The 21,880-nt window shown below is 65.3% G+C and carries 19 protein-coding genes; 10 read left to right on the forward strand and 9 right to left on the reverse strand.

Features of this window, described 5'->3' with window-relative positions; all coding sequences use genetic code 11:
* Window positions 1–1,259 precede the first annotated feature (1,259 nt).
* Window positions 1,260–1,424 (forward strand): hypothetical protein, encoded by a 165-nt coding sequence (locus tag ABZW60_RS24670; protein WP_355480515.1) that lies wholly within the window; start codon window positions 1,260–1,262, stop codon window positions 1,422–1,424.
* A gap of 61 nt (window positions 1,425–1,485) precedes the next feature.
* Entirely contained in the window at window positions 1,486–4,830 is a 3,345-nt protein-coding gene (locus ABZW60_RS24675) for a S8 family peptidase (protein ID WP_355480517.1), read from the forward strand.
* Window positions 4,831–5,165: 335 nt separating this feature from the next.
* Here the strand turns inward: ABZW60_RS24675 and ABZW60_RS24680 are convergent, their stop codons facing one another.
* The 3 genes from ABZW60_RS24680 to ABZW60_RS24690 form a co-directional block, all read right to left on the reverse strand.
* A complete protein-coding gene (locus ABZW60_RS24680) occupies window positions 5,166–5,606 on the reverse strand; it encodes a nitroreductase family deazaflavin-dependent oxidoreductase (protein ID WP_355480519.1) in 441 nt (146 codons plus the stop codon).
* A 230-nt stretch (window positions 5,607–5,836) separates the two neighbouring features.
* Window positions 5,837–6,472, reverse strand: a complete 636-nt coding sequence (locus ABZW60_RS24685) for an ATP-binding cassette domain-containing protein (protein ID WP_355480521.1) — start codon at window positions 6,470–6,472, stop codon at window positions 5,837–5,839.
* The gene (locus ABZW60_RS24690; RefSeq protein ID WP_355480523.1) at window positions 6,466–7,200 is read right to left on the reverse strand and encodes a hypothetical protein; all 735 of its coding nucleotides are present in this window, start codon (window positions 7,198–7,200) and stop codon (window positions 6,466–6,468) included. The genes ABZW60_RS24685 and ABZW60_RS24690 overlap by 7 nt, the downstream gene beginning before the upstream one ends.
* A gap of 341 nt (window positions 7,201–7,541) precedes the next feature.
* On the opposite strand from ABZW60_RS24690, the gene ABZW60_RS24695 reads away from it, so the two are divergent.
* On the forward strand, window positions 7,542–8,855 hold the full coding sequence (locus tag ABZW60_RS24695; RefSeq protein ID WP_355480525.1) for a hypothetical protein: 1,314 nt from the start codon (window positions 7,542–7,544) through the stop codon (window positions 8,853–8,855).
* 137 nt (window positions 8,856–8,992) lie between these two features.
* Entirely contained in the window at window positions 8,993–9,379 is a 387-nt protein-coding gene (locus ABZW60_RS24700; protein ID WP_355480527.1) for a hypothetical protein, read from the forward strand.
* 185 nt (window positions 9,380–9,564) lie between these two features.
* Here the strand turns inward: ABZW60_RS24700 and ABZW60_RS24705 are convergent, their stop codons facing one another.
* Window positions 9,565–9,873, reverse strand: coding sequence for a peptidoglycan-binding domain-containing protein (locus ABZW60_RS24705; RefSeq protein WP_355480529.1), 309 nt, complete (start codon window positions 9,871–9,873; stop codon window positions 9,565–9,567).
* A gap of 681 nt (window positions 9,874–10,554) precedes the next feature.
* Window positions 10,555–11,166: a S41 family peptidase gene (locus ABZW60_RS24710; RefSeq protein WP_355480531.1), complete on the reverse strand. Its 612-nt coding sequence runs from the start codon at window positions 11,164–11,166 to the stop codon at window positions 10,555–10,557.
* A 1,717-nt stretch (window positions 11,167–12,883) separates the two neighbouring features.
* On the opposite strand from ABZW60_RS24710, the gene ABZW60_RS24715 reads away from it, so the two are divergent.
* The 5 genes from ABZW60_RS24715 (at window position 12,884) to ABZW60_RS24735 (ending at window position 18,819) form a co-directional block, all read left to right on the forward strand.
* Window positions 12,884–14,038, forward strand: coding sequence for a hypothetical protein (locus ABZW60_RS24715; RefSeq protein WP_355480533.1), 1,155 nt, complete (start codon window positions 12,884–12,886; stop codon window positions 14,036–14,038).
* A gap of 337 nt (window positions 14,039–14,375) precedes the next feature.
* Entirely contained in the window at window positions 14,376–14,510 is a 135-nt protein-coding gene (locus ABZW60_RS24720) for a hypothetical protein (protein WP_355480535.1), read from the forward strand.
* A 1,972-nt stretch (window positions 14,511–16,482) separates the two neighbouring features.
* Complete coding sequence (locus ABZW60_RS24725; protein WP_355480537.1) at window positions 16,483–17,448, forward strand: LLM class flavin-dependent oxidoreductase; 966 nt, start codon at window positions 16,483–16,485, stop codon at window positions 17,446–17,448.
* A gap of 30 nt (window positions 17,449–17,478) precedes the next feature.
* Window positions 17,479–18,141, forward strand: a complete 663-nt coding sequence (locus ABZW60_RS24730) for an NAD(P)H-dependent oxidoreductase (RefSeq protein ID WP_355480539.1) — start codon at window positions 17,479–17,481, stop codon at window positions 18,139–18,141.
* A 171-nt stretch (window positions 18,142–18,312) separates the two neighbouring features.
* Complete coding sequence (locus ABZW60_RS24735) at window positions 18,313–18,819, forward strand: hypothetical protein (protein ID WP_355480541.1); 507 nt, start codon at window positions 18,313–18,315, stop codon at window positions 18,817–18,819.
* A gap of 329 nt (window positions 18,820–19,148) precedes the next feature.
* Here ABZW60_RS24735 and ABZW60_RS24740 read toward each other — a convergent pair whose 3' ends face one another.
* The 4 genes from ABZW60_RS24740 to fdxA all read right to left on the reverse strand — a co-directional run bounded on the left by ABZW60_RS24740 (window position 19,149) and on the right by fdxA (window position 21,036).
* Window positions 19,149–19,577: a hypothetical protein gene (locus ABZW60_RS24740; protein WP_355480542.1), complete on the reverse strand. Its 429-nt coding sequence runs from the start codon at window positions 19,575–19,577 to the stop codon at window positions 19,149–19,151.
* A gap of 63 nt (window positions 19,578–19,640) precedes the next feature.
* The gene (locus ABZW60_RS24745) at window positions 19,641–20,012 is read right to left on the reverse strand and encodes a cupin domain-containing protein (protein ID WP_355480544.1); all 372 of its coding nucleotides are present in this window, start codon (window positions 20,010–20,012) and stop codon (window positions 19,641–19,643) included.
* Complete coding sequence (locus ABZW60_RS24750) at window positions 20,009–20,656, reverse strand: helix-turn-helix domain-containing protein (RefSeq protein ID WP_355480546.1); 648 nt, start codon at window positions 20,654–20,656, stop codon at window positions 20,009–20,011. The genes ABZW60_RS24745 and ABZW60_RS24750 overlap by 4 nt, the downstream gene beginning before the upstream one ends.
* Window positions 20,657–20,709: 53 nt before the next feature.
* Window positions 20,710–21,036, reverse strand: a complete 327-nt coding sequence (gene fdxA, locus ABZW60_RS24755; protein WP_355480547.1) for a ferredoxin — start codon at window positions 21,034–21,036, stop codon at window positions 20,710–20,712.
* An 85-nt stretch (window positions 21,037–21,121) separates the two neighbouring features.
* Between fdxA and ABZW60_RS24760 the strand changes: the two genes are divergently transcribed.
* Window positions 21,122–21,838: a DUF2249 domain-containing protein gene (locus ABZW60_RS24760; RefSeq protein WP_355480549.1), complete on the forward strand. Its 717-nt coding sequence runs from the start codon at window positions 21,122–21,124 to the stop codon at window positions 21,836–21,838.
* Window positions 21,839–21,880 lie beyond the last annotated feature (42 nt).

The following is a 21,880-nucleotide window of genomic DNA, read 5'->3' on the forward strand; positions in this document are numbered from 1 at the left end:
CCGCCGAAGCCGAGGCCGACTACTATGCACAAACCCGAGACGACCGACCGGTCGTCCACACATAACCGAGGGTGCACCAAACCCGGGACGGTTCAACAGTTCGATCTCCTGGCGGCATGCCCACGACGAGACCGGGACGGCCGGAGCCTGGTCGACCCACTGTGGGCAAACTCTTGGCCAGTATCGTCGCCGTCGCCACGCTCGTGCCGCTGTACGCAATTCTCGTTGCCGTGGTCATCAGGTCCCGACGGACAACGAACTCCGAAGGGATGCTTTGACTCGAGAGACTCATGAGCGACAGAAGCTGGAGACGGCCGTGGCGTGTCTGGGGCTCATCTCGAAGGACGGTGCATACGCGTCCAGCGCGAGCATCGCCGGCGGGCTGGCAACGCTTGTACAACTCGGCCACCCGATCATCGCCATCTGGCGGCGGCCAAGGAGGAGGCCGCTCAACTCTTGTACAGCCGGGTGCGTGACTTGGCGTCGGACAAGGTTGCCGGCGAGTTCTGCTGGCCTGATGCGGTGATGGCGCAGTGGCCGAGGAACTTGTCCCGAAACGCGGCCTTGAACCTCGTGTACAGCCTCGTCGAGCTCTTGCTGTCACGCAGTAAGAATTGATGGACCAGCGACGGTTTCACCTACACCTGGGTCATCTACACGCTGGACGAAGCCGCCGCCCACGAACAGAATCCGGAACCTCGCAAGCTCGCGGCTGATCTCGGCCTGCTCCTACTGGACCTGATGCCAGACAAATGCCGTGTCTCCGGCACCCGCGATTCGCGACCGAAGTCCGAGGTGCGCCAGCGCATGGCAGCGGTTGGCGGGAACGTCAAGGATGTTGAGACAAGAATCGGCGACCGGGTCGAGCTTTGGACCAGAGGCGAAGTTCCCAGCAGCGCAGCCTTCATCGGGCCAGGCGTGCCGGTCGCCAACGCGCAGCCCGGAGGAGGCGATACCTCGCCTTCGACGAACCTCAACTGATGTTGCCGCTTGGTCCGGTGTGGAACATGCGCTCGGAAGACCGCTGGAAGGCCGGAGTGAGCACGAGTTGGTCCAGGTCGACCTGCGCAATCTGCCCGCCTAGCATCCAGACAGGCTTCGTCACCGTTCGCACGTCGCCGTTCTGATCACCGTGGATCCGGTCCAGATGTGACAGCCGGTATTGATGCGCGTCGGCGTACCCTTACCCACCCTTCGAGATCGAGACCCGGCAGTACGACCTGCTCGGGATCGACCTCGGAGAAGGCGCCCGGCGCCGGATGATCATCTTCGGTGCGGTGGTCATCGTGCTCTGGGTCGCGCTGCTGTTCCCGTTCATCGGCGTACCGCAGAAACCCACCGTGAGTCTGTACATCGTGCCGCCGTTCGTGATCACCGCGTTCGGCTGGCGTTACGTGCACACCGCCCGATCCGAGCTGCAGTGACCGCGGTACTGCTCTTTCGTGAGGGCTGTAATAGTCGTTGCCGGCAGGACATTGCCGAGGTATGAGAGTTTTCTGCAAACCAGCTGTGCCGATCACTGCGGTGCTGCTCGCGGCAACCGTCGGCTTCGTCACCCAGTCCACTTCGTCGCCGAGCTCGGCAGCACAACCGGCGCCCGCCCCGGCCGTAGGGAACTCCGCCTCTGTTGCGGAGCGAACGGTGACCCTCATCACCGGGGATCAGATCCGGGTTTCCTCGGATCTGCGTCGCCTGCAGTTCGTCGCCGGCCCCGGGCGCACGAACGTTCGCTACAGCGTCCACCGCGGTCCGGATGGTGTCACCATCATCCCGTCGGACGCGATCGCGCTGGTTGCCGGCGGGCGGCTCGATCGGCGGCTGTTCAATGTCAACGAGCTGCTGACGCACACCGCCGCGGCCTCTGAGATTCCAGTGATTGTCGCCTACTCCGGGCAGGCCACCAGCCCCGGGGCATTGCGGGCGTTCGACAGCACACCTCGCCTGTTGCCCGCGGTCAACGGTGCCGCGCTCGGCCTCACGAAGTCGAAGGCAGCGAGTCTGTACGCCGAGCTGACCGGCAGTCGGCGTACCGCGACTCCGATCAGCAAGATCTGGCTGGACGGACGCCGCAAGCCGCTGCTCGACCAGAGCACGCGTCAGATCGGCGCACCGACGGCCTGGGCCGCCGGCCTCACCGGCAAGGGCGTCAAGGTGGCGGTCCTCGACAGCGGTGTCGATGTCGCCCATCCGGACTTCGCCGGCCGGCTGACTTCCGCTGACTTCACGGACACGCAGACAGACGACGACGTGGGGCACGGTACCCATGTCGCCTCCATCGTCGCGGGTTCAGGACAGGCGTCGGACGGCAAGTATCGGGGTGTCGCGCCCGAAGCGTCCATCCTGTCCGGCAGAGTCTGTACTCCCGACGGCTGCCCTGATTCCGCGATCCTGGCCGGGCTGGATTGGTCCGCGGCGCAGGGCGCGAAGGTCGTCAACCTGAGCCTCGGCGGTACCGACAGCCCGGAGATCGACCCCGTCGAGCAGGCGGTGAACAAGCTCAGCGCAGAGCGAGGGATGTTGTTCGTTGTCGCGGCCGGCAACGACGGCCCGGACGCGGGCAGTCTCGACTCGCCTGCGAGCGCCGAGGCTGCGATGGCGGTCGGGGCGGTCGAACGTTCGGACCAGATGGCGGATTTCTCCAGTCGCGGACCGTCCGCGGACGACGGGACGATCAAGCCTGATGTCACCGCACCAGGTGTCGGGATCGTCGCCGCCAAGGCCGCCGCGAGCACCATCGGCGAGCCGGTCGGTACCTCGTACCTGCGGCTGAGTGGTACGTCGATGGCGACGCCACACGTGAGCGGCGCCGCTGCACTGTTGCTCCAGGCGCACCCCGGTTGGACCGGCCAGCAGTTGAAGGCGGTTCTCATGGGGTCGGCGCACGAGGTTCCTGGCGTGCCGATGACAGCCCAGGGCGCCGGACGGATCGACATCGCTGCGGCACTGAAGTCGCCGGTCGTGCCGTCCACAGGCTCGATCGGATTCGCTGAGCAACGCTGGCCGCATTCCGACGACAAGCCGGAGGAGCAGACGGTCAGCTACACGAACGAAGGGGATCAGCCGATCGAGCTGACGCTTGCAGCGAGTCTGACCGGTCCGGACGGCAAGCCGGCACCCGCGGCGGCTCTGCGCCTGAGCACGGAATCGCTGACGGTACCCGCCCACAGCACCGCAAAGGCCGTCGTCACATCGAACACCGCGACCCCTGGGCCTGACGGCCAATACACCGGTCGGTTGATCGCGAGATCCGGATCCGGCGCGGCACTCACCACAACCTTGGCGGTGCGTCGTGAGGTGGAAAGCTACGACCTGACGGTACGTCACCTTGATCGGTCTGGCGCACCGACGACGGACCAGGTGGACAGCCTCGTCGACCGTGATGCCACCGAGGCCCAGGATCGGTCGAGGATGTACCTGCAGGGGACCGGGAGCCAGTACACGATCCGGGTTCCCAAGGGGCACTACCTTCTGGACTCGGTCATCGGCCTGAACGGAGCAGCCAACGAATCGACGTCGCTGGTCATGCCCAAGCTCGACCTGACGTCCGATCGCACCGTGACTCTCGACGCACGCCGAGCGAAGCCCGTGCAGATCACGGTTCCGGACCGGCGAGCAGCCAACGTGTCCACCATGGCGGCGTACGAGCTGAAGACGCCGCTGTTCAACTTCGGCGGTGGCGTTGGAGGCTTTCAGGCACCGAAGCTCTTCACCGGACAACTCGGTCCGTCGGTGGCAGGCCTGACCACCAGTGTCCGCAGTGAGTTCTCGCAGGGGACACAAAACCCCGACGGCGAGTATGTCGACAGCCCAGTCGTGTACCAGCTGAACTGGTCGAAACTGGACGGCTTCCTCAACGGGTTCGTCAAGGCCGTCAGTGATACGGAACTGACGACTCTACGGCCGACGATGCTGGCAACCAGCGGCCAAGGGACAGCTCTGCTGAGCGCCATGAGGATGTCCCCGAACATCAACATCGACTTCGGCGGGTCCTACCGGTATACAAAGCTTCCGGCCACACCGATCATCCGGATGACGGTGGCCGACGACTTCCGGTGGCAGCCGCGGGTCTCCTACGTTGCCGGCGACCAGCGGATCGGCTTCACCCAATCGGAGGTGGCCTGTCAGCCAGGCAAGACCTGCAGTAGCCAATGGGGCAACACCGTCGTGACACCTGTGCAGGCCGACGCACGTCTTCTGGCCTTCGGATCTCTCGACCTGGCCAACGCGACCGAGTTCTCCCGCACCGGAAACACGCTGACCCTGAAGGCAGCAGGCGCCGATGGCTCCGGGCATGTGGCCCGTATCGGCGGCAAGTTCACGCTGACCCCGAAGGGCGGTTCCCCCACGACGGTCGAGAACGACGGCGAAGGGTCGGTCGAGGTCGGAGCGGGCGATGCTTCGTACCAGCTCGAGTTGGCCACCGACGGTTCACCACTCGGCGTCTCGACGAGAACAAAGACCTCATGGCGATTCACTTCCGGTGCTACGGCGGCGACGAAGGCGCTGCCGTTGTGGACTGTGAGCTATCACCCCGAGAGCAACGGCTCGCGCTCGGTACGCACCGGCGCGGTTCGCCACCTGCCCTTCGAGTTCGCGTCGTTGCCCGGAGCCCCGGTCGGCGCGCTGACCGCGGTCGACCTGCAGACCTCAACCGACGCCGGCAAGACCTGGCAGCACGCGAAGCTCCACCACACCGGCACCAGCCGCTATGTCGCCGAGATCACCACTCCGGCCGACGCCAAAACAGTCTCGGTGCGAACCACCGCCACTGACACCCGCGGCAACACAGTCGCCCAACAGATCGACGATGCCTACAACTTGAGCCAGTAACGAATCAGGGCGCCCCCGGCCACCACCCGGGCCCACCCTTTGGCTCGGTTGGTGGTGAGGGAGCATTCGACGAGGTACTTGAGCTCGACGAGGAGCTGAACGCGACTACGGCGCCGGGGTGGCGCTACCGCCGCCAGCGGTTGAAGAAGTAGTAGTCGATGCCACGACGCTTCCCGACGCCTGCGCTGGAACGCCGACCGTGGCGGTGAAAGAGATCATGTCGCGTAAGCCGTGGCGTGGGCAGGGCATCGCTCTGCTATGAACCGATCAGCATGCAGCAGCCGTCCGGCGATGGTCCGGCGGGCTCATCCTGCGTGAGCGTCTGCAGTTGGGTGCTAGGTGATCGGCTCGAGGAGGAACAGGGGGAGTTTGCGGGTCGTCATGGCCTGGTAGTCGGCGTACGTCGGGAACGCGGCGACGGATCGGTTCCACCACTCGTCGTATTCCACGCCGTCGAGTTCGCGGGCGACGTACTCTGCGGTGTGCGCGCCGTCCTGCACGGTGACCTTCGGGTCTGCCTTGAGGTTGTAGTACCACACTGGGTGTTTCGGGCTGCCGCTGTTCGACCCGACCGCGACGTACCTACCGTCGTGCTCGACGCGCATCACGGGCGCTTTGCGGAGACTGCCCGACTTCGCGCCGCGCGTGGTCAGCAACACCACCGGCAGGCCGCCCCCGTCGATCACGTCGGTCGTGCCGGCCTCGGCGACCTTGTCGACCTCGTCCCGGATGAACGCGCTGGAACTCGGGGCGTACTCGTCAGCGTTTGCTGTCATGTCACCAAGCCTAGATGGTGACATGACAACAATCCACCGGATTTGTCCGGCTGGCGCGGGTGCGGTGGTCCCTGGATGCACGGAACCGTGGACGGTGTGGAGTTGCCGACGGCACCGATTCGGAAGCGCACCGCGAATCCGAAGGAGTTGCAAGACCCCAGGAAGGTCGACCCGTTCGTGACCTTGGGAACAAGAGTGTCCGACGGGGATTGGTGCGCTAACCAGCTCGCTCAGCCCTGCGTGCCCCGGGCTGACTCGGTGACTTCGAGCTCGTACGTTCGGCTGGTGACAGCGGTGAGGAGGTCTTGATCGTGGGAGATGGCGAGTACACCGATGTGGTGGCGGCTGGCGTGGTCGAGGAGCAGCTGCCAGATGCGGGCCTGGGCGAGGGGGTCTACGCTGGCGGTGATCTCGTCGGCGACGAGGTACCTGGGCTGGGCGAGGAGGGCTCGGGCGAGGTTGACGCGTTGCAGTTCGCCGCCGCTGATCTCGTGGGGGAAGCGGTTGAGCCAGGTGGGGTGGACGAGGTTCGGGTCCAGGTCCTCCAGGGCCGGGGCAGGAGCGCCGCTCTCGAGAAGGACGTCGCGGACCCTCCAGCGTGGGTTCATCGCGCGCTCGGGCTGCTGGAGCACGAGTTGCACGGGGTGCGCACCGCGGGAGCGGCTCGTGTCGCTGTCGGGGCGGGCGGCGCGGACGTTGCCGCGTGTCGGGGTGAGGAGTCCGGCGAGGAGACGGCCGATGGTGCTTTTGCCGGAGCCGCTCGGACCGCAGAGTCCGACGAACTCGCCGGGTTCGACGGTGAGCGACAGGTCCTGGACGATCCAGGGGGATTCGTAGCGGAACCAGGGGTCTTCGGCGATCAGCATGTCTGGTTCTCCGGAACCATGAAGCCATTGGCGGGGAGCGCGAGTGGAGTGTCGTCCTGGACGCGGGTCGTCGCGCCGACAGGGGCCGCTACTCCACCCGGGCCGCGACCGCCGACCGTGGCGACATCCGTACCGCAGTCAGGTTCTCGTCCTGGCTGGACGAGGAACAGCTCGAGCTGGCCGGCCTCGGGCAGTCCGACGTCGACCGCTGGCTCACCACCCATCCCACGCTGCGTCGCTCCACCAGCGCGGTCATTCGTTGGCTCGTCACGCGCCGCATCACCGGCGTGATCACAATCCCCGTCCGCCGGCCCGGGTTGCCGTCGAGATTCTTCAGCGAACAACACCGCCACGATCAGCGGAAACGCTGCCTCAATGACGACACACTTCCCCTCGCGGCACGAATCGCCGGTGCTCTGGTCGGGCTTTACGCGCTGCCGGTCAGCCGACTCGTCGAACTGACCGTTGACCGCCTCCACCGCGACAACGACAGCGCCTACCTCACCATCGAACACAATGCCGTTCTGATCCCACCCAAACTTGCCCGCCTCATCGAGCAGCAAATCGAGCGGGTCGCATCCATCTCGTGCCTTCGCCGGCCAGACGGCGGTGCGCCGGGCTTCCTTCTGCCCGGCCTGCCGCGGACTCGTCCGATCAGCGAAGGCCATCTCCAGGCCAGCATGCGGGCGGCACGGTGTCGAGATCATCAGTGCCCGCAACACAGCCATGCTTGAAGCCGTGACAGATCTCCCGCCGATCGTGGTGAGCGACCTGTTCGGCATCTCAGCCAGGACCGCATACCGCTGGGCGCGGTACGCGCAAGCCAGCTGGATCGACTACCTGGCCGCCAACGACGGCGAGTGGCGCTCTCTGAGTGCTAGCCCCCGGGGAGGTCCGAGTAGAGGACCCCGCGTGTGCGCCGTGCCGGCTTCGCCCTTCCCACTTCGCAATGATGCTCATACCATCGGCCGGGGGTGGGAACATGTCTAGACCAAAAATGCAACTGTTAGTTATCGTTGGACTCGCCGCTGGGTTCGTTTGTGCTTCCGCGGCCAACGCCGCTGGGTCTGTGACGGACACCAGCGGTCGCAGCATTCGAGCGGCGCAAGCCAACCCGACGCCTGCGGATCCGAACCTCGCGCCGTACCCAGGATGTGCGGAGCTGCTGCGCATAAAGCCTGGCAGCTGCGATCCAGACCAGCCTGTCAAGCTCGATGTCACTGGAGCGGACGACGTTAACGCGCAGATCGACCGGGTCCAGGCCGCGCTGGACAAGGTGCCTCTCCTGGACGGCGGCCTCCTGTGGGAGGCTGCCCGCAAGGTGATCGTGGTCCAGCTCGTCGGCCCCGTCGACGGGTCATCGGCAGCAGTCGAGCAGGCCAAGGCCTTGGCCCGTGCGGCAGCCAACGGCCTCACACTCGAATTCCGGTCGGTGAAGTATTCGCGAGCGGAGCTCGAACAATTGAGTGATCGGCTCTTCCCGACCCAGAAGCAGTGGGCGGCCGGTCTCACCGAGGCCGACGGCTTGTGGGACCCCGAGATGAACCGCGTGGTGTTCCTCGTGCGCAACGACAGCGGTGACACCCAGGCATGGGCGGACCGCATCAAGGCCTTGAACGATGACCGAGTGGTCTTCGAACCGTACACGCCAGCACTCGACCAGCCGGCCGACGGGATCGTGAAACCCCAGTCGCGCATACACGACAGTGCGCCCTGGTTTGGCGGCGATTGGCTCGCCCTCAGCACGGTGGCAGCGACGACCACGAACGCGAAGTGCACGTCCGGCTTCAACTGGAGGCGATGGGGCAGTGGCGAATTCTTTGGTAGCACCGCCAATCACTGCCTCGAGCTCGGCGGTGGCGGTGACCAGATCTACTTTTACAACGACGGGAGAGTCTTCGGCATGTGGGACAGCGGCGAGTCGGGCAACACCGCTGTTCCCCACAGCGCGGCCGCGGATACGACGTTGCTCCGGAGCTTCCCGTACGAATCCAGCTTTGGTCCCTCGGTCTTCGTAGGAGACCAGGGCACAACCACCGCCCGGTTTGTGCGCGGCGTGGCCGCGCCAGCGGTGGGAGCGACCGTCGCCATGAGCGGGGCCAAGAGCGGGCTCGTCGTCTCAACCATCAGGAGCACGAAGTTTTGGGATGAGAGTATAGAGGCCTACGTCGTCCTGACGTGGACAAAGAACTGCATGACTGGCGACTCGGGGGCGCCCTGGCTGACCACGATGGGTCCCAACGACGCCTACCCCGGCGACGTCATTGCGTTGGGTCAGCATCGCGGTCAAGTTGGTGGTTCGGGAACTTATGCTGGTTATTGCGTCTGGGCGCCGGTCACCTACATCAGCAGCAAACTGCAGGCCTCGCTGCTCCTGCCCTAGCCAGGCTTCGAGTGAGGCCCAAGCGTCAAGGGCCACGGACCCTTCCTCGACCCGCGGACGCCTGAAGGTGCCCGCGGGTCGAGGTTGCTAGCAAGCTCGATGATCGGCTGCTCAGAGACAGCGCTGGAGATGATCCGATGAATAGCGACGAGAACCGGAACCGCGATCCTGCGCTACCCGGTCTGACTGTTCAACTCAAAGTGCCTACCGTGGCGATGCAGGCTGGGTTGTCCGGGACTCTCGAGATCGACGATTCCACAAACTGCCTGGTGGTCCGCAGCCCGATAAGCACTGCTCCCGGCATCGACAGCCTCGTCGACATCGATGTCGCCTGGCCTCCAGGCTGGAGTGTCGCACTCCGTGACGGCGCACTCGCCCTGGTTGATGCAACAGGACAAGTTGCCTGCCGGCTAGGCGATGAGATAACCGTCGGTGGCGGCTTCATAGAACCCAGCCGAATTGGTATCGTCTCGTGCACGGGCAAAGGGGGCGTATTCGAGGCCTACGAGCTCACGCGCACTTGAGCGAACTTGTCGAAGCTCGCCGAGGTACCCAGTCCTCATAACGCAGCACTGCTCACGAACCAGAGCCAGTCGTCGCAGTCGCCGAGCCCTCTGTGGACAGGAATACCGGCATACTTCGAATATGCACCGGTTGCCAGTCGAACGGGGTGCCGCGCCGTCCACGTGGGGGACGCCTCTCCCGACGTTTATCGCCGGGATGCGCGACGTCCAGCTCGTCGGGAGGCCCAGCGCCGAGGCAGCTCACTGGCGAGTAGCTGAGCCAACTCGAGCAGACCCGCGAGACCCTGCGGCGTGCCCGTGACGTGCAGCCGCGCAAATCGCTGGAATCGCCGCAACGCAACGCTAGTCGGGTCCGTGAGCCTGTCTGCGTCGCTTGCTGCTTGCGAGTCGTCTGACATGTAACCGTAGCGGGCCAGGTATCGCCGTGCCTCAACAACTTCGACGCTCTGCTCGCCGCGACCTCTCACCACCGTCAACGCAGTTCGCCGTGTCATTTCAACTCCCCTCTGTCCACAGGGGGGAGAGTGGGCGTCACTGCAATAGGTTCGGACGGGATTTCATTCTCGGAGATCTCGGTTCCCAGGTTCACGCCGCAACCCAACGTTTGGGTCGTGTGCCGGGTGGTGCGCGTCCACTCATTCATGGCTGTGTTTGGTGATTGCCAACCAGTGGTTGAGATCGTTGGCGTCGAAATTGGCAACCTCATTGAGGTGCGCTGGCAGACGAAGGCAGCAGTCCGTATGTGACGCAGCTCCGCTCGTGCAGAGGCTCTCGATTTGTATCAGGGCTCGTCGGTTTGCGCTCCGGTTATTGAGAGGGGTTGTAGGTAGGGGGAGCGATGCTGAGAAAGGGTCCGTTCCGGGAGCTGCTGACTGTTGCGGGGCTGACCTTTGGGGTGGGTGCCGTTGCGATCGGGCTATGCCTGGTCGGTCGAATCCCATTGGGCCTTGGTCGCCGCGATCTTGATCATCACCGTGACGGCTTCTGCGGGATTGGGATCCATGTTGGGCTTCCTGTTCGGAGTGCCAAGGGCTCGTACGTCGCCGGACGCACAAGCGCTCGCCCTGAACCCCATCGACCTGCGTAAACGAGGTGGGGACGGGCTCAATCGGAATCGAAATGCTCTGCTCGGCTCGTCGGCAGCCGTTAGCGCAGTACCGCCACGGCGGTCTCGATCATCGTGTCGGGAGGACTCGCGACGCGGGCACGACGCCTGCGCTCTCCCAGTTGGTGCCGGTGATGCTGTCGATGACGTAGGCCTCGGGCAGGTAGGCCAGTACCGTCGGCGCCAGCCGGATCGGTGTGATGTGATCGGCGGCGCCGGGCGTGGTGTCACCCACGACGGTAACCCGGCCCCGTGTCTGCAGGTGATAGGCGAGCGCTTCGGCGGAGAAGAACGTGCCCGGGCCGACGAGGATGGCGACCGGCTGCCGCAGACTTGCGCCGGACGGCAGGGCGGGTGTCCACCACTGGCGCCGCCGGTCCGGGGAGACGACTTCGGACAGCTGCGTCGGTGTATCGCCGAGCAGCCGGCCGGCGGTGTGGGCCACCTTTGCGGAGTCGCCGCCCCCGTTGGCGCGCAGGTCGAGCAGGATCCGGGTCGAGCCCTGTGCGAGGGTGAACACTGCGTCGAGATACGGCTGGGCGAGGCTGATGGCGTCGAGGTCGTCGACGCTGATGAGGCAGGTGCCGTCGGCCCGCGATACGCCCGGGGCCCCGAGCCCGGACCAGGTCTGGCTTGGGATCCGGCCAGCCGGGCGACACGGTGTCGGGACGTCCGGTGCCACCGGGCTCGAAGGTGAGCGCGAGACGGCGGGAGACCGTCCACGCGCACCGTTCGATCGCCACGCAGTCGGCGCCAGTGACCGGGGTGTCCACGGCCTCGAACCGTTCGATGAGCACGGCGATGAGCGCGTCGCGCCGCGCTCCGGGTGGCATCAGCCGGTGCAGCCAGCCCGTGAGCCGCTCGACGAGGTCGTGCACCACCACGGCGTCGGACATAATCGAACAGGTCCGCGTCCAGCAGTCTCGACCGTTATGCCCGCAGCAAACCACGGAACCTGGCTCCTTGCTTGTGTGCACGGCTGAGGGCTTGATCTCGCTGAAGAGGTTCGGCGCGAGCGGAAGTTGTCGCTGACGGCTCAGCGGAAAGAGTCGCGGCCGGCTTCTCAGCGGACTGTCTGCAAGGCTGTGCGGAGGTCGGGATGGTGACTGAGCCGAGTGCTAGCCGGGAGGGTCTGCGGCGGCGCTGTTGGTGTTGTAGCGAATGGTTCGGCAGTGGAGACGTCAATTCGCTTGTTGGCCAGGGCTGCTGCGATCCGGTCCGGGTGTGTGCCAGGTTGTTGCGCGGATGACGCGTTGCCAGTTCACGGCGGGTGGCGACGCGTCCCGGGCACCCGCTGCTCGACGCCTGGCGCTACGGGTTAACGACCACGTAGGAGACCTGCGTCAAGAGCGGATCCAGCCAATCGATATGGCCCCGGACCACAACCCCTCCGTAGTAACGGACGACGTTGTACAGGAGGAATCGTGCATCGCCCATCATTGGCTTGGGTGCTGGATCCTCGCTGGTAACCAACTCGTCCAGCTCACTAACGGATGCGACCACGTTCGAACTGGCCCTGATCCAGGAGGTCCTCAGATTGAGGTGCCACCAACCATTTCGAGCATCGCAGTTATGTCGGTACGTGAAGTCCGGGAACGTCAGACGTGCTCTCAACAAGTCAGCTCTGTCGCCCGAGAGCAGCTTTGCACCTGCAGCCTGTAGATCCGCAGAGGCTTCCGCTAGGTCGGCCTGGTCCGGTCGTACCTCTTGGCTCATTTGTCCCCCAAATATTCCTCACTAGCAACGCGGATCGTCACAAACGCTTGTGCGTCGGGCCGCTAGATGGCCGTGACCACGTAACGCAATGAGCCGACCAGCGTCGGCGCGGTACGTGCCCGTTGTGGCCCACCCCGCGTCTAGCGTGGATGGGGCTCTACGCTGTCAACCAGGTAGCCAAAAGGGTGTTCTTCGCCGGCAGGGACTCGAACCTCGAAATCGCTGATTTTACCCGCCGGTAAGTAGTCGTTGTCGGCAGTGCGTGAAATCTCTTGCTGGGTAGGGGAGTCGTTTGGTCGGTTTTATAGGTGTGCTTCGAGCGGATCGCGTGTCGGCGCACGGTCATGACTCCATCGATCTCTTCGACGCCAACATCGCCATCGAGCGGCCCGGCGGCCTGGGCAGGTCCTCGTTCTGGACGCAAGGTGTGCTCGCGCGGGCCACACGTAGCGGCCCGCGCCGCACCGAGCGCCGCTGCCGGATCCGGCGTAGCCGAACTACTTAGCACGTCGAACTGTCTGCCAATAAGCAACGTGTGGGCACTGGGTGCCGTCAACAATCCACGGCAGGAAACAACTGCCGGGTACGCATAGGTGACATGTATCTCCATGTCCGAGCCCTACATCCAACTTATAGAGGGCTAGTGCCGATTTAACAGTGGCCCGGGGAGGAGTAGAAGAGAGATGGACGATCAGGATTCCCCGAGCGCGGTCATGACGCGTCTGGAGAAGGCATTCCGCAAAGCGGGCCTTCCTTCGTTCAGTCATGGAATTGATCGCCGCTACGGACGTCGCGTGCTCATGGTCACCGTCTCAATCGCGTCGGTGTTGTACCTCGCGTACTGGGCGACGATCTTGATTCCCCAGACACCGTACCGACCGGGTGCTGCTGCCTCGATCATGATCAGTGTGGTGATTGTGCTGCTGTTCCTGATTGGTTGGCAGGAGCGGCGCGGACCCGGGTCCCCTGGGCGGCGGCTCCTGGTGGCGCGCCACCCACGATGGGTGATCGGCTTGGGAGTGCTGATAGGGCTGGCTACCGGCGGAGTGATTTGGGCTTTCGGCGACAGGGAAGACGCCATCCGCCTTGGTTTACTTAACGCTCTGTGGTCGATTCTGTCCGAAGCTGTCATGGTCTCGCTCGGCGCCGCCGCAGTGATACTTCTGCACGTACTGCGATCACTCAGGTCAGGTTTCCCGAGTGGTGCTGGCCGGAGCTTCGTTGTGATGCCAACCGTTCTTGCTGTGCTCCTAATCATCTTTGTGACCGAGGATGCTTGGCGACTATTCGGCGACGTCTCGGGGCGCGCGCTCGCAACGACGGTTGGATTGCTTGCAACGCTCTCGCTGTACCTTCAGTACTCACGACTTCGGCCATTCTGCTCTCGGATGGGAAAGAAGGCCTCATTAACGCGCCTTCAGCGCCTGAACGTTGCTGCCTTGCTGCTGATGACCGTGCTCATCAGACTGCTCTTGCTTGGTCTGTTCACTGCCGCCGCGCTGATCGTGTTCGGTATAATTCTGGTCGATGAACGTCATGCCCGGACGTTGTTGGGCGGTGATAGTATTCACGTCGTTCGTCACCTCCACAGTTTTGGCGCTGGATCGGTCTTGACGAGGGAACTACTGAATCTCGCCGCCTTGTTGGGCGCATTCGCTGGTCTGGCGTTCTCGGCCGAACCTCGTTCGACGACGAATCGAGACGACTCGGCTGTGTCCGAATTGATTTCACAGAAGGAGCTCGCGGCAATCAATTCTCTCGTCGAGTCGTACACGAACTACCATACTTTGGCGTTGGCGGCCAAAGTATCTGCCAGCCAGTCAGCGGGGTCCAAGTGAGCCGTGTCGGCATGTGAATCGGTTCTGTCGATTAGTCATAGCCATGAATTGCCGAGCAATGGAGCGCTTGCACAACAGTCCGCGGAGTGACGGCTCGAGGCTGATAGCCGCCCGCGCTGACGGAACAGAACGTCCAGCGCGAGCACAACTACGCGATCGTGGACGAGGTGCTGCCCTCCCAGTTGAGTCCAGCAGAGTGGTGTGACCGGTCCTTGGCGGCAGCGAACGTCGAGCGTTCATGGCGGACGGGCGAGAGCTTCAGCGGGAGCGGCGTGAGTCGTGGGTCGGAGTGGTAATACCGGGTCGGGCGCCGTTGCGTTATCCACAGGCTGCTCGTGTGCTTCGGCAGATCTTCGTTCGGCCGGCCAGCTCGCCGCGTGGGACCGCTGAGGAGCTGGGCGAGATGACGGCGGCGTTCGACCAGGCCGACGCGAGTGACATGCGAGCGCTGCACGAGGCGCTGGGTCTGTAAGCGAGTTACAACACGACACCAAATCGGCTGAAGTCGCCATGAGCCTCGCTCCTGCTGATGAGCTGGTTGCGTCGGCCGGCTAGCCGTGTCATCGCGCCAGGCCTCGTCCGTAGCAGCCTTCAGGGTGACGCCAGGACCGAGTGGCGGGGATGGCTAGTGAAGCACTTGATATTGGCCGACCGCTCTGGCGGCGTACCCTGTCGGAGCACGTCAGATCGGTTTCGGCGGGCCTGAGGCAGGACGCAGGCGATGTAGGCATGCGGAGCCACGCTCCCGGTCTGTCTGGGCCGCGTGCGCGCGCAGCATGTGCACGAGCAGGATCTGCGCGAGGTGGTTCTGCCCCCGGCGGGCCGCCAGCGGCCGCGACCCCCACCTCGGTGGCCAGCAGATCGATCAGCTGCGCGAGCCTCCGGCCACGAGGATCGGCCTCGCGGCCGATCACGACCAGCGGCAGGAGGTCGGTCAGGAGGGCCGCGTCGGCTCCGGCCAGTCGGTGCCGGCAGTGTTATCGGGTCACAGATCCCCCTTTCTTCCTGTAAAGGGGTATCGGGACCCGTCCCGCTCTCCGCTGCTCCGCTGCCAGGCCCGCCAGTCGGCACGACGAGGGTCCAGGCAGGAGACGTCAGGTCGCCATCGGAATCCTTCGGATGGATTCTGGGACTCGTTCTCGTCGGCGTGGCTCGATCATGTCGACACTGCCTGGCTGACGCCGGTGGGTCGCCAGCCGTCCGGGGATTCCGCAGGCGGTGAGTCGGCGGACCGTCCGCGTGGGAGTGCGTAGCGTTGGGCTGGAAACATTCTCTGCCGGGTGCAGGAGGGCCGAGCCATGGGACGGTTGTGGGACATCGTCCAGGGTCACATTGACTCAGCATCGTATCCGCCGCCCGAGCGGACGATTGCTCGCAAGCTAGGGCGACGACGTTGGCGACTGGCGGGAGCCGAAGCAGCTGCCGAGCCGCAAGAACCTGGAGGCCATTGCCGAGTTGGCGGGTGTCAGGTATTCAGTGGTGCTGGACGCGGCGCTGTACGACGCCGGGTACCAATAGTGTCGTCATTCCTCGCCCGGGCCTGTCCCGGGCGCCCTCCTCAGGTCACTAGTCGCCTCGGCTGGCCAGCGGCGGCGTGATGGATGGTGAGTGCGTCCGGGGTCAGCAGTGGATGCGAGGTGGATCGCCGTGACGCCGCCGCGGCAGATGTCGGGCTAATCATGACGCAGCTCGATCAGCTCAGATCGGTCAGCGGCTCGACCGGTCGACGCCCGTGACCAGGGCGACCGTACAGAACCAAAGCCGCAAGATCCCGCGGCCGTTGGAACAGTTGCGTGGATACCGCCACGCCACTATCGAGCGCATGTCCGGCGCTTCGGTTCTGCTCCGTCACTGCTCCGTGGGACGCTGACAAACGTCGATCATCAATAGGTGCCGATGATCACAAAACCGCAGGTCAGAGGCCTGATCCGCAGAAATTCGCGGATCGCGCCTCCAGGATCGACCCGGCGATGCATCAGCACGCGGAAAGGCCCAGTACAGGAGCGGTTAGTACTCGCCGTAGATCTGGACCTTTGTGCCGATCGGGGTCTCGGTGAAGATGTGGTGGATCCTCACTGGACTCCGCACGGCCAGTGCTTGGCGTTCGCGAAGAGCTCGCTTCGCAACCTGCTCGTATGCTCTGAAAAGGCCCTGGTCGTAAGGGGTTGCGGGCACATTGATCGCGAGTTCAGAACAGATCAGGCCCCGTGTCGAGGTCGCCGTGATCGATTTGACTACTGGTGCGCCGGCGCGCTGCGACGTCGGGTTGCCCATGGCCTCGGCCGGGCACGTTCGGCTGCTCGCCAAACGGTTCATTGCTGGCCGCAACATCGCGGTCCTATCAGCTCGGCATCGGCTCGTATGCCACACTCGGTTGTTAATCGGACCGCAGTCCGTTAAAGTCCAACGGGACTGCGGTCCGATTAACCTGGGAGGAAGTAGCGGTGAGCGATCAGCGCAGCAACCGGGTGGGTGTCGTCTTCGGAAGCCTCACGCCGCCGGAGCAACTGGCTGAAGGGGCAGTGCTTGCCGAGGGGCTGGGGTTCGGGGAGGTGTGGTTCTCGGAGGACTGCTTCTTTACCGGAGGAGTGTCGGGCCTGACCCAGCTCCTCACGGCGACGACGCATGTGCCGGCAGGCTTGGGGCTGGCCAGTGTGGTGACGAGGCATCCAGCCGTTCTGGCCATGGAGCTGGCCGGTCTCGCGCGGACCCACCCCGGCCGCGTTCGAGCGGCCGTCGGTTTGGGTAACGGTCACTGGCTGGAGCAGATGGGTGTCCTGCCATCCCGGCCGCTCACGGCGGTGCGCGAGACCCACGACGCTCTGCGGGAGTTGTTGTCCGGAGCGGTTGTCGACCGCACGGCAGGCCCGCATGCCTTCCGTCAGATCCAGCTGGAGTTCGTGCCGAGCGCGCCGCCCGAACTGTGGATCGGTGCCGTCAACGGCCGTGCTCTGCAGCTCGCCGGCGCGGCCGCCGACGGCGTCCTGCTCTCCGTGCTGACCTATCTGGACTGGGCGAAGAGCCGGGTCGGTGACTCCGGCACGCCGATCACGACGTACGTGCTGGCAGCCGTCGACGACGATCCCGCGGTTGCGCGGGACGCCGTGCGCGAAGCGGTCGGCTTCTTCCTGCGGGCCGAGTCGCACACCGCGCTGGTCCAGGAGTCGAAACACGGCCCGGAGGTTCTCGAGCGACTGGCCGGCCTTGCGCCGGGTGAAGCGCTCGCCGTTGAGGATCACTGGATCGATGAGTACGCCGCCGCGGGGACACCGCAGATGGTCGTCGACCGTCTCGAGGCCTTGCTGGCGGGCGGATCGAGCACCGTCGCGCTGTGGCTGTTTCCGCCGACCCGCCTCGCCGACCAGCTTCGCCGGGTCTCGGCCGAAGTCCTTCCTCACCTCTCGCGCTGAGCCACCCATCCCAACCTCAGGAGCTCCTTCATGACTCACCTTCTGCACATCGACTCGAGTGCACGTCCCGACTCGTACTCCCGCAAGCTGGGGGCCGCGTTCGTCGACGCCTGGCGAACGGCTGATCCCGGCGGGAGCTATACCTACCGAGATCTGGCCACGCATCCGGTGCCGCAGATCACGGCGGAGTGGACCGAGCTCTGCGCTTATGCCCAGGAGCACGGGATCACCGAGCCCGAACGGTTGCACGAGACTGCGCGGACCGCAGGGCAGCGGGCCGCGTGGGCGATCGTCGAGCCGCTCCTGTTCGAGCTGGTCGCCGCTGACGTCCTGCTCCTCGGCGTACCGATGTACAACTTCTCGATACCTGCCGCGCTGAAGGCCTGGATCGACCAGGTCACCTTTCCCCGCGCGAAATTGGAGCTGTCGGTCATCGTCGCCTCGTCGCGTGGCGGGAGCTACGCCCCCGGAGCGCCGCGCGCGGCCGTGGATCACCAGGAGCGATATCTTCGGGACTTCTTCGACGGCCACTTCGGGGTCACCGACGTGACATTCGTGAACGCAGAGTTCGCCAATGCCGATGTGGACCCCCTGCTGGCGGACAAGCTCGCCGCGCATCAGCAATCGGTGGCAGACGCCTTCGCGACCGCGGCCGAGCTCGCGGCCAAGCTGGCGGGCGGGTGCTCGCGCTGAGCCGCCGAATGCGCACGGAGCCCGGCTCAGCTCTTCCTGAGCCCGGGCCAGGGCGAACCCGAGCAGCCGCCTAGCCCGCCCACGAACGAATCAGGACCGGGCGGACGTCGGGAAGCAGTTCAAGAGGCGTTCGGCTGCTTCGCGGCTGCCTGAGAGTGTCACTTCGCCGGCTTGTTCGGCGTCCGGGAGGCGACGGCCGGTGAACGCGAGGGACTGGAGGACCGGTGCGTCCGCGGTGATGACGGCGTCGGGGTCGGCGACCTCGCCGCGAGCGATTCCGAGACGTCCCTGGCCGACATCGACCTGTTCATGCGGCTCGCGGGGTCGTCCGACGAGGGCATCGCGGGAGCACGCGGCTCATCGTTCTGGCCCGGTCTCGAGGCGCTCGCTCCCACGCTCGCGTACGACGCGGCATGCCTCGGGGACGGGCGGCCACCGGTCGCCCGGCTGGTCGGCATCACACAACCGGTCCTCGTTGCGACCGGCGGACGGCCGGACCCGCACCTCGAAGGCCTGGGGCCCGGCTTCTTCGACGAAGCTGCCAACGCGATCGCTGCGGCGCTACCGGACGCCGAGCGCCGGATCATCGACGGCGAGACCCACGTCGCCGACCCGCAGTCGTTCGCTGCCGTCCTCGAGCAGTTCTTCACCTCAACCGGAGGCCTCCGCCGGGCATAGCTGTAGGTACCTGTGCTCTGCGTCCGTAGCGAGTCAGTCTGGCAAACCACAGAAGATGCATCGCTGAGAGGCACGGGCTGCAACTCAACCGGCTACGGACGTGTCTCGCGGCGGCGAGCTCTGGCGTGGGTATCGGCGCGACACACCGAGCTTGCTGCGCAGGCGCGGCTGACCTGCGATCCATGCCTTCTGGCTGCTCGACGACCGAGTGATCGCAGGGATGCAGGTGATCCGCAGCCGCCAGTTGGTTGACGCGGACCGGCTGGCGGATCCGTCCGTACCGTTGGCTGACCACGCAGTGGCGTGAGCGGTGCCGATCAGGCGGCGAGTCACGTGGTCAGAAGGACGATGCCGAGCGCCGTCAGGGCGAACACCTTGGCGGTCTCGAGCGCGACGTACGACAGGTGAACCGTCGATCGAGTTGAGGTCTCGCCTGCGAGCACCCGGTCGGAGCGCCGGTTGAGTCGTGGCCGGACGGCGGTCAGTTGCCCGGTCAGGATCACGACGACGGTGGCGAAGAGCGCTACCACCGAGGCCGGTGGGCGTCCTGCGGCGAGCGCGATGACGGCCACCATCGCCAGCACGACTTCGGCCCGGTTGAGCGCTCGGAACACGAGACGACCGATGCCGAGCCCGATCGGGATCGTGACGCCGGGGGCCCGGAACTTCAGCGGTGCTTCCAGGAAGGAGATCGCCAGAATCATTCCGAGCCAGACGAAGATGACGGCGCACAATACTGCAGCTGGTGCCTGGTTCAAGTCCGTCTCCTGGATGTGAGGTTTCGGTGAATGCAGGGGCTGGTGCGCTCAGGCCGATGGCCTCTAGGCGGCCGGCCAGCGGGCGAGCCGCGTGACGAACTCGGGAGGCGAGGCGACGATCATCATGGTCGCTGTCTCCTTGCCTGGGTTGCTCAAGCTGACCCTTTCGCCCATGGGGATATGGGCTACAGCCCCCGGCGCGAGCCGGTGCCGCATGGTGCCCTGCCGGAGTTCGATCGAGCCTGACAGGTGAACCAGGACGATCTCGGACGGTCCATGGTCGTGCTCGGGCAGGCCGCCGCCAGGAGGGATCCACACCTGGACCATCGCGACGTTGTCGGATCTGTCGCCGTCGACGAGAACTTCCATCGTCGGGCCGCCACGAAGCGGCGCTCGGCGTCGCGGTGTGGTGCCGATCCTGGTGATGTGCATCATGTGCTCCGGTGCGACCGCTTGCCTGCCGCAGGACTGCGAACGGGGGAGAGGTGTACGAGGCAGGCGTCGGGTTCTGCGAACGGTTCGAGGCGGGTCGCCGCGATCGGCGCGCGGATATGACTGAGCGCGCCTTGCATCAAGCCCAGGTGCAAGGGGCACAGTGTGGCGGAGTACTCCTCGGCGAGTTCCAGGAAGGGACAGTGTCGCAGCCTGATCCGGTCGCCTTTGCGACCGACCGTCTCCGGGGCGAAGTCGAGCTCCGTCATCATGGCGTTCAGACGTTGCCGCGCTTCGGTGGCGTCGGGCTGATGCGACGGTGGGACTTGGTCGACGAGGTACCTGCCCCAGTTACGGCCTGCGTCCTCGGCTGAGGCGCTCCCTCCGGGACTCGTGGACAGCTGGCCGAGCAAGATCTTGGCCAGCAACTGGTACTGCCGCTGCCCTCCGCGGTCCATCCCGGGATGGGGGGCATAGACCGTGCGAGGGCGACCCCGACCGGAGGGTCGTTCGCGGCTGCGGTCGACCAGACCTTCGGCCACCAGTGCGTCGAGGTGGAAGCGGACCGTGTTGGCGTGGACGCCGAGCCGCTCGGCCAGTTCGGTCACGCCCAGCGGCTCGTCGGAGGCGCGGAGAGCATCGAGCACTGTGGCTCGGTGCGACTTCGTGCGGTCGTCCTGGGCACGTGTGGTCATGGTGATCAGCTTCCCGCATTCTGCGGCGGCAAGGCTGCGACGAGGGGATGATCGTGGTCGATCACACCCAGCTTGGCCGCCCCGCCCGGGGTCCCGAGGTCCTCGAAGAACGCTGCGTTCGCGGCTTGGTAGCCCTTCCACTGCTCGGGCAGGTCGTCCTCGTAGAAGATCGCCTCGACCGGGCACACCGGCTCACACGCCCCACAGTCGACGCACTCGTCGGGCTGGATGTAGAGCGACCGCCCGCCCTCGTAGATGCAGTCGACCGGGCACTCGTCGACACATGCGCGATCCTTCACATCGACGCAGGGCAACGCGATCACGTACGTCACAGCTGACTCCTCATCGAAGACTTGTATTACTACAAATATCACATGTAATAATTATGCGAAACATCTTCCAAGGAGAGTTGCGCCCATGCCGGCTGCGGAGATCTTCATCCAGGCGACCGAGACCGACCCGACGTTCACCGCCGGAGCTGCGGTGCGGAAGGACCATCAGCGATTGCGCTCTCGCCTTGAGGAGCTGACGACGGTGCCGATAGCGGGCGGGGCGGCCCTGGCTTCGGACCTGGTCGACTTCTGTCGTCACGAGCTGCGCGAGTATCTGGTTGCTGCCGATCGCGATCTCTACGCGCCGGCATCGAGGCGGGTCGAGGCGCGCCTACTGGTGGATGCACTTCGAGTCGCGAGCGTGGCGCTTACCAGGCACATCAACGATCTGGCTGTCGCCAGTTCCGGCGAAACGGCCAGAATCGGCACGATGATCGCGGGGGCATTGGATCTGTACCTGCGGATCGAGGAGTCGGTGCTGCCCGCGCTCGCTGACCAGTCCGGAGTCGATCATCCGGCGGTGGTCGCGGAGGCTCAGGACGCTCTCGTGAAGGAGATCGGCGTTGCGCCGGCGGTCATCGATGTACGGCAGATCGCGCGCGGTGGACGGCACCCGCGGGTCCTCGCTCGCTACACGCGGCTGGCGCCCGGAGAGACGTTCATCCTGGTCAACAACCATGACCCCAAGCCGCTCCGCCGGGAGTTCGAGGCGATGCACGCGGGCGAGTTCAGCTGGGACTACCTTCAGTCCGGGCCGGATGAATGGCGAGTCCGAATCGGTCGGGTCAGCGCCGACGTCTGACGGCCCCAGGCTGCGTGTGACGCGTCTTGCCTCGGGTCGTCG

It is taken from the genome of Kribbella sp. NPDC003557, from assembly GCF_040610805.1.
GTDB lineage: Bacteria > Actinomycetota > Actinomycetes > Propionibacteriales > Kribbellaceae > Kribbella.